General features: G+C 63.9%; 8 protein-coding genes and 2 pseudogenes. 5 read left to right on the top strand and 5 right to left on the bottom strand.

Annotated features, from left to right (window positions below; translation table 11 throughout):
- The first annotated feature begins 45 nt into the window (after positions 1–45).
- Positions 46–801, top strand: a pseudogene (locus tag ACYQML_RS22515) (transposase).
- Positions 802–899: 98 nt separating this feature from the next.
- Here the strand turns inward: ACYQML_RS22515 and ACYQML_RS22510 are convergent.
- Positions 900–2,570, bottom strand: a complete 1,671-nt coding sequence (locus ACYQML_RS22510; protein ID WP_461234093.1) for a methyl-accepting chemotaxis protein — start codon at positions 2,568–2,570, stop codon at positions 900–902.
- Positions 2,571–3,058: 488 nt separating this feature from the next.
- Between ACYQML_RS22510 and ACYQML_RS22505 the strand changes: the two are divergent.
- Positions 3,059–3,752, top strand: a pseudogene (locus ACYQML_RS22505) (transposase).
- A 390-nt stretch (positions 3,753–4,142) separates the two neighbouring features.
- Here ACYQML_RS22505 and ctrA read toward each other — a convergent pair.
- A complete protein-coding gene (gene ctrA / locus ACYQML_RS22500; protein ID WP_018042682.1) occupies positions 4,143–4,844 on the bottom strand; it encodes a response regulator transcription factor CtrA in 702 nt (233 codons plus the stop codon).
- A 419-nt stretch (positions 4,845–5,263) separates the two neighbouring features.
- On the opposite strand from ctrA, the gene fliI reads away from it, so the two are divergent.
- The 3 genes from fliI to ACYQML_RS22485 all read left to right on the top strand — a co-directional run bounded on the left by fliI (position 5,264) and on the right by ACYQML_RS22485 (position 8,306).
- Positions 5,264–6,619, top strand: a complete 1,356-nt coding sequence (fliI, locus tag ACYQML_RS22495; protein WP_461222766.1) for a flagellar protein export ATPase FliI — start codon at positions 5,264–5,266, stop codon at positions 6,617–6,619.
- Between the two features lie 83 nt (positions 6,620–6,702).
- On the top strand, positions 6,703–7,110 hold the full coding sequence (gene fliJ, locus ACYQML_RS22490) for a flagellar export protein FliJ (RefSeq protein WP_461222768.1): 408 nt from the start codon (positions 6,703–6,705) through the stop codon (positions 7,108–7,110).
- Between the two features lie 140 nt (positions 7,111–7,250).
- Complete coding sequence (locus tag ACYQML_RS22485) at positions 7,251–8,306, top strand: lysylphosphatidylglycerol synthase domain-containing protein (RefSeq protein ID WP_056424910.1); 1,056 nt, start codon at positions 7,251–7,253, stop codon at positions 8,304–8,306.
- A 259-nt stretch (positions 8,307–8,565) separates the two neighbouring features.
- Here the strand turns inward: ACYQML_RS22485 and flhA are convergent, their stop codons facing one another.
- The 3 genes from flhA to ACYQML_RS22470 all read right to left on the bottom strand — a co-directional run bounded on the left by flhA (position 8,566) and on the right by ACYQML_RS22470 (position 12,864).
- Positions 8,566–10,719 (bottom strand): flagellar biosynthesis protein FlhA, encoded by a 2,154-nt coding sequence (gene flhA, locus ACYQML_RS22480; RefSeq protein ID WP_311274912.1) that lies wholly within the window; start codon positions 10,717–10,719, stop codon positions 8,566–8,568.
- Between the two features lie 358 nt (positions 10,720–11,077).
- Positions 11,078–11,341, bottom strand: a complete 264-nt coding sequence (locus ACYQML_RS22475; protein WP_056424916.1) for a hypothetical protein — start codon at positions 11,339–11,341, stop codon at positions 11,078–11,080.
- A gap of 356 nt (positions 11,342–11,697) precedes the next feature.
- Entirely contained in the window at positions 11,698–12,864 is a 1,167-nt protein-coding gene (locus tag ACYQML_RS22470; protein ID WP_461222769.1) for a calcium-binding protein, read from the bottom strand.
- Between the last annotated feature and the right edge of the window lie 81 nt (positions 12,865–12,945).

Raw genomic sequence — 12,945 nt, 5'->3', positions numbered from 1 at the left:
CCGGCTATGATGGACCGATGGCGATGGAAAACCAGGTGAGGAGGCATGACCTCTTCGCGCCAAGCCTACTCGTCCTTCGTTTCCGTTGATGAATGGTCGCGGGTCGCGTCCTATCTGACGCTGCTGAGTGAGGATGCGCGACCGCGTGAGTCTTCGCGTCGCGCGGCATTCGATGGACTGCGCTCAATCGTTGAGACAGGCGCGTCGTGGCGGTGGATGCCCCATGCTCTCCCTCCCTGGAGTCCCGCCTACGGCAGGCCCAGCACAGATTGTCTGGCCTCCGGGCGTTCTCCTGAGCCGAGCGCGGCGATCCTCGACGGTCGGACCCTTCGCTCGACGCCCGAGAGCGGTGAGCGGGCCGGCTACGACGGCACCAAGCGCAAAGAGGGCCCGAAAGTTCATCGGACCGTCGACACCCTAGGCCACCTCCCGGCCCCGCACGTCACCCCCGCCGTGCGGACGACCGTACCCGGGTCGGGCATTTGGCCGAGGCCGTGCAGACCGTCGCCGGGGACAGCGTCACCCTGGCCTATGTCGCCCAGGGCTACACCGGCGAGAAGCCGGCAAAGACCGCGCACGCACGGCATCGACTTGGAGGTCGTCAAACTCCCGGAGACCAAGCACGGCTTCGTTCTTTCGCCGCGACGCCGGGTCGTGGAGCGCTCCTTCGCCTGGGCGACGCGCTTCCGCCGCCTCGTCAGGGATCACGAGCGCTATCCCGGCATGTCCGCCGATCTCAACGTCGTCGCCTTCGTCTGCCGCATGCTCAAACAGGCAGCTCGACTGAGAGGCGGCTCATGAAGACATCTGAGATAATCGTACCCTCGTGGCACTCTTTCGAGAGCCATGAGGATACGAAGATCGATATTCAGATTGGTGCAAGCCGATGGATCGTCGGGTCAAGCAGCTCGCACGGTTGATAGGAAGCGCTGAACCTCTGCCGAGAGATATTCGGACTGACGGGACAGCTCGGAGGCCGAGCCGAGCACCTGGTTGGCAGCGGCCTTCGCTTCCTGAGAGGCTTGTGCCACGCCGGAAATGTTGCTCGTCACTTCGGACGTACCGGTCGAGGCCTCTGCCACGTTGGGAACGATCTCCTGCGTGGCCGCGCCCTGCTGTTCCACCGCGGAGGCGATGGTCGTTGCCACCATGTTGATCTCTTTGATGCGCGTCGTGATCGAGCCAATGGCATCGACGGCCTGCCCCGTAGCCCCCTGTATCCGACTGATCTGCTCGCTGATCTCGCTGGTGGCGCGGGCGGTCTGGTTGGCCAGCTCCTTCACCTCCGACGCCACCACGGCGAAGCCGCGCCCGGCCTCGCCGGCCCGGGCCGCCTCGATGGTGGCGTTCAGGGCGAGCAGATTGGTCTGGCCCGCGATGGTCGAGATCAGCTGCACCACATCGCCGATCCGCGCCACGGCATCGCTCAATTCCTGAACGAGCGCGGCGGTTCGGTCGGCCTCGCCCACCGTCCGCTGGGCGAGGTCGGACGAACCCGAGACCTGACGGCTGATCTCCTGCACCGACACGCCCAGCTCCTCGGCCGCCGACGCGACAGTGTTCACGTTGGCCGCCGCCTCCTCGGCCGCAGCCGCCACGGTGGCCGACTGGCCGGCCGTCTGAGAGGCCGTCGAGGTCAATTGCTGCGCCATCGCCTGCAACTCCGTCGCAGAGGACGACACCGAGCCGATGATGCCGCCGACGGCCGTCTCGAAGGCATCGGCCATCTGGCGCATGCCGGTCTTGCGCTGCTCCTCGGCGGCCAGGCGCGCATGCGCCGTCTCCGCTTCGAGTTGGCGGGTGCGGAGGAGATTGTCCCGTGACGCCTCGACCGCGGCTGCGATGGCACCGATCTCGTTCTTCCGGCCGAGATAGGGGATCTGGGTCTCCAGGTCGCCATCGGCGAGCGTGCGCATCCGGCCAATCAATCCGGTGATGGGTTTGGTGACGCCGCCGATGACGAAGACGATCGCGCCGAGACCGCAGAGGAGGACGGCGATGCAGAGCAAGCTGCTCACCCAAAGGGCTTGACGGTAAGTCCTGCCTGCTTCGGTCTGCGCCTTGTTGCCGCCCTGCGTGTTGAGTTCGCTGTTCTGGTCGATGGCGCCCAGGGCTTTCTCGAATGGCACCCGAGAAGCGGAGAAATTCTGGATCAGCGGAGCCTGCTCCCGGCCTGCGACCAGGGCCACGAGATTCGCGCGCATCGTCAAATAGGTCGACCAATTCGACTTGAACGTCTCATAGAGCGCTTTTTCATCCGCGCTGGTGATGAAAGGCTCATAGCTCCTGGCGGCGACCTCGACGTCTTTCAGACGCTTGACGGACAGGGCATCCAACTCGGACGTGGGTTCCAGCAAGGACACGTACCGTGCATCGAGCAGGCGAAGGCGGGTGATCCTATATTTGATGTCCCCCAGTCCGCGCACGCTCGGCAGCCAACTTTCGGCCAGATCGACCGCATTCGCGTTCACGGTCTGCAATTGCATGAGCGCCATGCCGCCCTGGCCCGCAATGGCGACCATCAGGAGTGTGATTAAACCGACCAGCAGATGTTTGACTTGGATACCCATGACAGCCTCGGTTGGGAGTAAGCAGTCTATTCAAGCCCCGAAAACACTAAAATAAGGAAAATTTCTCTCCCATTAGACGAATAAATCATTGAATAAGGCGTCGTACCCGCCTATATTAAGCACAATATGCCATGCGATTATTTGCATAGATGAGGTAATATCCGAACAAGGATCACATAATTGTGAAGGCTATATATAATATTGATTAATTCACTTATAAGTAAATCTTATAGCATCAATTTATAATATAATATGTTGTTTTAGTCTCTAAACTTGATTGCCGCGACGTGCCTTTGTCTTGAGCGAATAATACCGTTGAGGCATTTTTATGTCGACTGCATTGGATCGATATCGCTTACCGCTTCCACTGGGTTTCCAGCGATGCCATGCTTCTTCAAGCCGGGCTGCGCTATCGCGAGCGCGAAGGCGAACATTCGAACAGAGAGGCTGTGATGGACCTCTGGCGATGGAGAACCAGGTGAGGCGGCATGACCTCTTCGCGCCCAGCCTACTCGTCCTTCGTTTCCGTTGATGAATGGTCGCGGGTCGCGCCCTACCTGACGCTACTGCGAGAGGATGCGCGACCGCGTGAGTCTTCGCGTCGCGCGGCATTCGACGGACTGCCAACGGACCGCGCTCAATCGTCGAGACAGGCGCGTCGTGGCGGTGGTTGCCCCATGCTCTCCCTCCCCGGGAGTCCGCCTACCGGCAGGCCCAGCACAGATTGTCTGGCCTCCGGGCGTTCTCCTGAGCCGAGCGCGGCGACCCTCCACGGTCGGACCCTGCGCTCGACGCCCGGGAGCGGTGAGCGGGCCGGCTACGATGGGGCCAAGCGCAAGAAGGGCTCGAAAGTCCATCGGGCCGTCGACATCCTGGGCCACCTCCCGGCCCTGCACGTCACCCCCGCCGTGCGGACGACCGTGCCCGGGTCGGGCATTTGGCCGAGGCCGTGCAGGCCATCGCCGGGGACAGCGTCGCCCTGGAGGCCGTCAAACTCCGGAGGCCAAGCGCGGCTTCGTTCTCCCGCCGCGACGCCGGGTCGTGGAGCGTTCCTTCGCCTGGGCGACGCGCTTCCGCCGCCTCGCCAGGGATCACGAACGCTATTTCGGCACGCCCGCCGATCTCAACGCCGTCGCCTTCGTCCGCATCGTGCTTAAAACAAGCCGCTCGACTGGCAGGTGACTCATAAATGCCTCTCGAACGCCGTTTCCCGAAAGCCTCCCCCACCGCCCGGCGCCCGAGCCGCCAGGCGCCGGGATCGATCGCGCATACAGGGTGATTCTCGGCAGCCGCGATGCCCAAGGGATCGCCCGAGCCTCGGGTATTCTGCTGATCGGCGTAAGTGCCGCCACTTTCAGTCCCTGTCGTAGGCAGGGCGCGCCGCTGGCGTTTGTCCTTGCCGAACCGATACGAACAGGGGGGAGGGGCGCCCTCCGTATCGAGGCCCAGCTCACCCGAACGCGTGCCGAACCAGCTCTGGAATCGCCCGCTTCTCGACTCGCTGGACCATGGCCCAACAAAAAAGCCCCGCTCACGCGAGGCCTTTTTTTCCGAGTTCCGAAGCGAGGGGGATCAGACGGCGATCCGCTCTTCGCCTTCGTTCGGCTCGCGAAGGACGTAGCCGCGTCCCCAGACGGTCTCGATGTAGTTCTTGCCGGAGGAGGCGTTGGCCAGCTTCTTACGCAGCTTGCAGATGAAGACGTCGATGATCTTGAGCTCGGGCTCGTCCATGCCGCCGTAGAGATGGTTGAGGAACATCTCTTTCGTGAGGGTCGTGCCCTTCCGCAGCGAGAGAAGCTCCAGCATCTGATATTCTTTGCCGGTGAGATGGACCCGGCTGCCGGTGACCTCGACGGTCTTCTGATCGAGATTCACGATTAGGTCGCCGGTGGTGATGACCGACTGGGCATGGCCCTTCGAGCGGCGGACGATCGCATGGATGCGGGCGACCAGCTCGTCCTTGTGGAAGGGCTTGGTGAGGTAATCGTCAGCTCCGAAGCCAAGGCCCTTCACCTTGTCCTCGATGCCGGCCATGCCGGAGAGGATCAGGATCGGCGTCTTGACCTTCGCCACACGCAGATTGCGCAGCACCTCGTAACCCGACATGTCGGGGAGGTTCAGGTCGAGAAGAATGATGTCGTAGTCGTAGAGCTTGCCGAGGTCGATACCTTCCTCGCCGAGATCCGTCGTGTAGGTGTTGAAGCTCTCCGACTTGAGCATCAGTTCGATGCTCTGCGCGGTCGCGCTGTCGTCTTCGATCAGAAGTACCCGCATCGTCGGTCCCCAGCCCAGCCGGCCGTATTCAGCGTTCGGGCAAGCCCCCGCCATTCGTCCACCACCGGCCCGTGGCAGACGCTCCCTCGTCATAGACGTGAAACGCTAATGGTTAATCGTTAACAAAACCTGATTCTCGGTGGCAAGCACAGAATTGAACGTTTCCGAAAATGATGCTGCGACCGATCGGCGATCCGGCCCCGAGAGGTGAGGGGCCGGCGGAAGCATTACACGAAAACATTCAGCTAAGCACTTGATAGATTTGCCTTCGTCGGCAGATGTATCTCAACTGACACGCCCAAGCGATGCATCGCAGCCTGAACGAACGAAAGTCCGTTCATGAATGACGACGGACCGCTTCAAGCCCGATGTACGCAGTGTTAAGGAGGGAGGTAAATGAATCGTTGAGAGACGCGCATATGACGGACCGACCCCGCGTTTCTCCCACGCTGAATCTCGCTGCGGCCCAGGCTGCGCTCGCGGGCATCCAGACCCTGGAGACCTTCGGTCGCGTCGTGGCGATCAAGGGCCTGCTGGTGGAGGTCGCCGGGCCGGTCGCTGCCATGCGGCTCGGCGGGCGCCTGGACATCATGGTGGAGCATGGCGGCGGCGCCGTCCCCTGCGAGATCATCGGGTTTCAGGGCGACCGGGCGCTGGCCATGCCGTTCGGCTCGCTCGAAGGCGTTCGGCGCGGCTGTCCGGCCATGGTGCGCGACGAGGCCGCCGGCGCGATCCGCCCCTCCGCCGGCTGGCTCGGGCGGACCATCGACGCCCTCGGACGTCCCGTGGACGGGCTCGGCCCGCTGCCGCCCGGCCCGGCCATCTACCCCCTTCGCGCCGATCCGCCGCCGGCCCATGCAAGGCGGAGAGTCGGCCCGCCGCTGGATCTCGGCATCCGCTGCATCAACACCTTCATCACCATGTGCGCCGGCCAGCGCATGGGCATCTTCGCCGGCTCCGGGGTCGGCAAGTCCGTCCTCCTCTCCATGCTCGCCCGCTACACGGCGGCGGATGTGGCGGTGATCGGCCTCGTGGGCGAGCGCGGGCGCGAGGTGCAGGAATTCCTCCAGGACGATCTCGGCCCCGCCGGCCTCGCCCGTTCGGTGGTGGTGGTGGCGACGTCGGACGAGCCGGCCCTCATGCGGCGCAACGCGGCCTACGTCACCCTGGCCATGGCCGAGTACTTTCGCGATCAGGGCGCGCAGGTTCTCTGCATGATCGATTCGATCACCCGATTCGCCATGGCCCAGCGCGATATCGGCCTCGCCGCGGGCGAGCCGCCCACCGCCAAGGGCTACACGCCGACGGTGTTCAGCGAATTGCCGCGCCTGCTGGAGCGGGCCGGACCCGGCACGGGGCAGGGCGCGATCTCGGGCCTCTTCACCGTGCTGGTGGAGGGCGACGACCATAACGAGCCCGTTGCCGATGCGGTGCGCGGCATCCTCGACGGGCATATCGTGATGGAGCGCGGCATCGCCGAGCGGGGGCGCTATCCGGCCATCAACGTCCTGCGCTCCGTCTCGCGGACCATGCCGCGCTCCTGCGACCCTGCCCATCTGCCGACCGTGAGGCGCGCCCGGCGCATCCTTTCCACCTATGCCGACATGGAGGAACTCATCAGACTCGGTGCCTACAGGGCCGGCGCGTCGGCGGAAGTGGACGAAGCCGTCGGGTTGATGCCAAGTATCGAGGCTTTTCTGGGTCAGAGTAAGGAAGAAGCAACCTCGATAGGCGAGGGTTACCAACGGTTGGCAGCGATCGTCGGCGGCGCCTGAGTGACGTCCGGAACGTCTTCTCTCTCGTCTCCGGCGCCGACGGCGCCGGCCTTTCGTGCGTGGCGTGGAATGGGACCCTCAATATGAAATCGCGTGACACGTTGATCCGGCTGCGCCGCTTCCAGGTCGACGAGAAGCGTCGGCGGGTGACGCAAATCGAGATGATGATGGCCGATTTCAACCGGATGGCGTCCGAGCTCGACCGCGAGGTCGCCTACGAGGAAGGCCGCGCCGGCATCACCGACACCGGCCATTTCGCCTATCCGACCTATGCCCGCGCCGCCGCGACCCGCCGGGACAACATGCGCCAATCCGCGCTCGCCCTGGAAGGCCAGCTCACGGACGCCAAGGCCGAGCTCGGCGAGGCGTTCGAGGAGCTCAAGAAGATCGAGATCCTCGAGGATCGCGAGCGCACGGCGGAACGCGTCGCCGAGGCGGCCCGCGATCAGGCGGCCATGGACAGTATCGGCCTCTCCCGCATCCGCGCCTGAACGAGAGGCGCGGCGGGCGGCACGAAGTCGTCATGTTCACATGACATCTGTCCGGGTAATGCCTGGGCCGGCCGTCTCGCTTGCGATGCTCCTCGCGGTCGTGCAGGTAGGCTGGGCTGTGGGGGCATGACCGGTTCGTGATGAAGACAATCAAGGATTTCGCCTGGCCGCTCATCGGCATCCTGGCGATCGCCATCTCCGGTTACTTTCTCTACCAGGAGCTGAAGACGACCTCGATGGCGGCGGTATGGGCGGCCATCGTCGCCATTCCGCCGCATCGCATGGTGCTGGCCGGGCTTTCCACCCTCGTCGCCTATGCGGCCCTGGCCTGGTACGATCGGATCGCGCTGCTGCATCTGGGGGTGCGCGGCATCTCTTGGTTCTTCGTGGCGGTGTGCTCGTTCACCACCTACGCGCTGTCCCATAATATCGGTGCCTCGGTCTTCTCCGGCGCCCTGGTCCGCTACCGGGCCTATACGGCCAAGGGCCTTTCGGCCGCCCAGGTGGCGGTGCTGGTGGCTCTCTGCTCCTTCACCTTCTTCCTCGGAACGGTGCTCCTCGGCGGTGTCGTCCTGGTGGTCGAGCCGCAGCTGCTCTCGCGGCTCAAGGGCATCCTGCCGGGCTTCCTCACCGACCCGAAGACCGCCCTCATCGTCGGAATCGGCCTTCTGGCCTTCGTCGCGCTCTACGTCGCCGGGTCGATCCTGCGCCTTCCGCCGCTCCACATCCGCAAGTTCAAGCTCGAATATCCGCGCCCGGCGATCATGGGACGCCAGCTCCTGGCGGCCCCCCTCGAACTGCTCGGCGCCGCCGGCATCCTGTATTTCGCCTTGCCGGAAGCGGTGAATCCCGGCCCGATCGCGGTCATCGCCATCTTCCTCGCCTCGTTCTCCGTCGCCCTGGTCTCGAACGCCCCGGGCGGGCTCGGCGTCTTCGAACTCGTCTTCATCACGGCGATGCAGATCACCGATCCCGGCCAGAAGGACGCGATCATCGCGGCCGTCATCGTGTTCCGGGTGTTCTATTTCTGGATCCCGGCGCTCATCTCGGTGGTGGTCGTCCTGCTCTACGAGCGCTCACGCCTGGCCGACCTCGCGAAAGCGCCGCCGGCCTCCGCCGTGCCCGCTCCCCCCGTCGTCGCTCCGGGCATCGATCCGAACAGGATCGAGAAGCGGCTGGAGAAGAAGCCGCTCTGAGAATCCGGTCGTTCGGATGTCCCATCGGGTACCTGTGCCAAGGTCCATCATCCAATCAGCTCACCTCGTCATGAGGTAACGAAGCGCAGCGAAGGCCTCGAAGGAGACCTCCAGTGGTCGCGCGATCTCTGGACGTCTCCTTCGAGGCCGCTACGCGGCACCTCAGGATGAGGCAGAGCTTTGGGAAAACGGCTCAAGGAGCCTTTAGAGCGCCGCGATACGGTCAGGCGGACCCTCACCGTGATTCCGGATCCCGGCCTTAGACCGACCCCACCGTCCGCAGCCGGGCGCGCGGGTGGATCTCCGCCTGGCTCATGACGGCCGTCTCGCGGCGGAAGCGTTCGATGATCGAGCGCACGAAAGGCCGAGCCTGAGCCGAGGTGACGAGGACAGGCATCTCGCCCATCCGCGCGGCCTGTTCGAAGCGGTCGCGCACCGTGTTGACGAATTCCGACAGCTTGGAGGGCTGCATCGCGAGGTAGCGCTCGTCGCGCTCCCCGGCGATGGATTCGAGGAACGTCTGCTCCCAGAGCGGCGAGAGGGTGATGATGGGCAGCATGCCGTCATGCCCCTGGTACTGCGCGCAGATCTGGCGGCCGAGACGGGCGCGGACATGCTCGACGATGTCGCGCGGATTCTTCACATGGCCCGCCACCTCGGCGATGCCTTCCACGATGGAGCCGAGATCGCGGATCGAGACCCGCTCGGCGAGGAGGTATTGCAGCACGCGCTGGATGCCCGTGGTGCCGATCTGCGAGGGCACCACCTCCTTGACGAGGTCGGCGTGGTCCTTCGAGAGCTCCTTCAGCAGCTTCTGCACCTCCACATGGTTGAGAAGCTCGGAGACATGCGCCTTGATGATCTCGGTGAGATGGGTCGAGACCACGGTGGCCGCATCCACCACGGTGTAGCCCTTGAGCTGCGCCTGATCGCGCAGGGAGGCGTCGATCCAGGTGGCGGGCAGGCCGAAAGTCGGCTCCAGCATGTGTTGCCCGGGCAGCTGCACCTGTCCGCCCATCGGGTCCATCGCCATGAACTGACCGGGGAAGATCTGACCCGTGCCGGCCTCGATCTCCTTCACCCGGACCACATAGGCGTTGGAATCGAGCTGGACGTTGTCGAGGATGCGGACCGAGGGCATGACGAAGCCGAGTTCCGCCGCGAGCTGGCGGCGCAGGGCCTTGATCTGGTCCGTCAGGCGGTCCTGGCCCTCCTGCCCGTTGACGAGGGCGAGGAGCGCGTAGCCCATTTCCAGTTTCAGATCGTCGAGCTTGAGGAGATCGGTCACCGTCTCCTCCTTGGCGGCCTGGGCGGCGGCCACGGCGGTGGCGTCCATCGGTGCACCGTCGGAATCGAGGGGCGGGGCCTCGCGGGCGACCTTGGCGAAGTGCCATGCGGCGTAGCCCGAAGCGCCGGCGAGGGCGAGGAAGGGCAGCATCGGCATGCCCGGCAGCAGCGAGAGCAGAACCATCACGCCCGACGACATGCCGAGCGCCTTCGGGTAGTTGGCGAGCTGCTTGCCGAGCGCCTTGTCGGCCGATCCCTTCACGCCCGCCTTCGAGACGAGGATACCGGCCGCCGTCGAGACGATGAGGGCCGGAACCTGGCTGGCGAGGCCGTCACCGATGGTGAGCAGCGTGTAGGTCTTCGCGGCGGCACCGAAGGGCATGCCCTGCTGGGCCACGCCGATGATGATGCCGCCGATGACGTTGATGAAGGTGATGAGCAGCGCGGCGATGGCGTCTCCGCGCACGAATTTCGAGGCACCGTCCATGGCACCGAAGAAGGAGGATTCTTCCTCCAGCGCGGCGCGCCGGGCCTTCGCCACCTTCTCGTCGATGAGACCGGCCGAGAGATCGGCATCGATCGCCATCTGCTTGCCGGGCATCGCGTCGAGGGTGAAGCGGGCCGCGACTTCCGCGATACGGCCCGAACCCTTGGTGATGACGACGAAGTTTACGATGATGAGAATCGCGAACACGATGATGCCGATGACGAAGTTGCCGCCCATCACGAAGTTGCCGAAGGCTTCGATGACGTGGCCTGCAGCCGCCGTTCCCTCGTGGCCATGGCCGAGGATGAGGCGCGTCGAGGCGAGGTTCAGGGCCAGCCGCAACAGGGTCGCGACGAGGAGCAGGGTCGGGAAGACGGTGAATTCGAGCGGGTTGTCGATGAACAGGCCCGTCATCATGATGATGACCGAGATGATGATCGAGACGGCCAGCAGCAGGTCGAGCAGGAACGCCGGCAGCGGGAAGATGAGCACCGTGAGGATGCCCATCACCGCCGTGGCGAAGAACAGGTCGGTGCGCTTCGACAGAGCGGTGAGGTTGGCGCGGTTGGGCATCGCGAAACTCGCGAACTGCCCCAGACCCGGCCCCTGAGCCGGCGCGGCGGCGCCCGTCTCGCTCATACTCGACACCCTTCACGTCCCACGTGGACCCGGCAAGAATTGCCGGGCTCAGGGTTAGCGAAGAGTTAATTTTTGAGGACTGCCACCACCAAATCCGGCTCGTTGGCGACCGAACCGGCTTGAGGGGAGGGGCGCTAGGAGGGGAGGGAGGCTCGCTTCCAGAAGAGAGCGCTCTCGGCCGCCTCTAATACGGCGCCGAAAGCATCGATTGCCGGGCGCGGAGTGATCCGCCGAGAGATGCGCCCGACCACGTCGGGCCGGGGCACATCTCCAGGCCTTCCTCGTGCCGCGCTCTTTTTCGCCGAACCGGAACCCGCTTCGGCGCGGAGCGCTCCGGCTAGAACGAGGCAGGGGCAGATCAGCGATCGCGGGTCTTGGTGGTCCGGCTATCCTGCGTCTTGTTGCCATCGGCTGCCGGGGAGCCACCGGGGACTCCGGTATTTCCCGATCCGCCGCCGCGCTCGCCGCCCGTCATCTCCTTGCCGGTCTCTACCTTCTGACCTTCGGCCCCCGTAGGAGCCCCGCTGGCGCCCGGCGATCCTGTGCCCTGCTGGGCTGTTGCGGTCCCGACCGGGACCATGCCGAGTAGAGCGACGAGTGCGAGCAAGCGAATGTTCGACATAGGCATTCTCCGTTACTGACGGCGGTCAATAATTACTCATCCTCCATGTTCCAAATCTAATGAATACTAAGCACAATTTAAGGATTTGCGCGGAAATACATACACCTATGTTTATCATGGTGCCAAAGTGTCATTCATGACCTGCGAGAAACGACGGGGCTTCCGTGATGCTTTCACCCCGCAGATCGAAGCCTCCGGAGGCCCGGCCCATGGACCCGTCCAAAGCCATCCCCGACTCTTCTCATGCTCGGCGCATTCGGGCGAAGCCGGAAACCCGCCGCAGCCTGAGCCGGGCGGGTCGACGGCTCGGGACGGAGCCGTCCGGTGGGGCGGGGATCTCGCGGCCAGTCTCGCCGTCACGCACCAAAGAGGAACAGGTCGTCCTGGGCCATTTTGAGGTCCGCGACGTGGACGTCGTGCAGGATGATCTTGTTGCTGCTCTCGACGCCGCGGAACGTCACCAGCGTATCCTGCCCGCCATTCATCGAACGGAACATGAGATCGCCGGACTCCACACCCGCGATGGCCACAGCGATGCGATCGTTCTCGACATCGAGGCCATAGAGGTTGTCGCGGCCAAAGCCGGCGGTGAAGACGAACAGGTCCTCTCCCGAATTGGCGAACAGCTTGTCGGCATCCGCGCCGCCCCCGATCGTCGCTCCACCCGCACCGGCCTTGATGCGATCGTTGCCGGAATCGCCGTGTAGTGCGCTCGATGCCACGGAGCTTCCGACAAGTACGTCATCGCCTTCGCCCCCGGTTGCGTAGCCGCCCCGCATGCCGAGGGTGATGACATCGTTCCCACCCTCTCCGGCGAAGCTGGGCAATCCGGTCGTCCCTTTGAGAACATCGTCGCCGTCGCCGCCCCTGATAGAGACGTATCCACCACCTGCGATGATCGTGTCGGCATCCTGAGTGCCGACGATCGTGCCGGGAGTTCCGATCTTGCTGGTCTGGATGATGGTCACGCCCGCCGTGACGGCGGAGAGGTCCAATTCGGAGCCCGCACCGAGATGAATGATCTCGACATTCTGCAGCGTATCGTCAGTGAAGACGAAACTGTCTCCTCCCTGCAGGAACAGTTTGTCCATGCCGGCATCGCCGTGAACGCTCGCGCCCGCCTCCCTTACGACGAGGCGGTCGTCGCCGTCACCGCCCCAGAAGGTGTCGGCACCGCCCATGCCGCGTATCGTGTCGTCGCCCGCACCACCGCGAAGAATGTCGTCTCCCACGCCGCCCTGAATGATGTCATCGAAATCATGCCCATTCAGCGTCACATTTCCAGTAGTATCGGAGAAATTTATGTTGAAACTGACTTTATATTGTTCAAGGATATAATCTTCCGACAGATTGTTGATGCCATTATAGAGCTGGGCAATCACATTGCCATACGGATCGTTGTTGATCTGCCCGCGAAATTTGTACTTTGCGCCGTCATCGTCATAGATCGCGTTCGATATCGATATCGCAAGGCTCGCGTTAGGATCGAATTCAACGCCGTACGTATACTTGATAGAAGGCATGTCCCGCCCCTCGCTGCATCGCAACGTTCAGGTCGATGCATGACGAAAACTCGCCATGATCTCGTCGCAATCTGCCGTTTC

The sequence above is a fragment of the Methylobacterium sp. CM6244 genome (assembly GCF_054817885.1).
The sequence above is the reverse complement of the archived record's forward strand: the minus strand, read 5'-3'. Positions and strand labels throughout refer to the sequence as shown.

Bases quoted from the DNA above. Each gene is read 5' to 3' on its own strand.
- ACYQML_RS22485 (WP_056424910.1), top strand. From the start codon at position 7,251: ATGAAGACAATCAAGGATTTCGCCTGGCCGCTCATCGGCATCCTGGCG.
- fliI (WP_461222766.1), top strand. From the start codon at position 5,264: ATGACGGACCGACCCCGCGTTTCTCCCACGCTGAATCTCGCTGCGGCC.
- ctrA (WP_018042682.1), bottom strand. From the start codon at position 4,844: ATGCGGGTACTTCTGATCGAAGACGACAGCGCGACCGCGCAGAGCATC.
- ACYQML_RS22510 (WP_461234093.1), bottom strand. From the start codon at position 2,570: ATGGGTATCCAAGTCAAACATCTGCTGGTCGGTTTAATCACACTCCTG.
- ACYQML_RS22475 (WP_056424916.1), bottom strand. From the start codon at position 11,341: ATGTCGAACATTCGCTTGCTCGCACTCGTCGCTCTACTCGGCATGGTC.
- flhA (WP_311274912.1), bottom strand. From the start codon at position 10,719: ATGAGCGAGACGGGCGCCGCCGCGCCGGCTCAGGGGCCGGGTCTGGGG.
- ACYQML_RS22470 (WP_461222769.1), bottom strand. From the start codon at position 12,864: ATGCCTTCTATCAAGTATACGTACGGCGTTGAATTCGATCCTAACGCG.
- fliJ (WP_461222768.1), top strand. From the start codon at position 6,703: ATGAAATCGCGTGACACGTTGATCCGGCTGCGCCGCTTCCAGGTCGAC.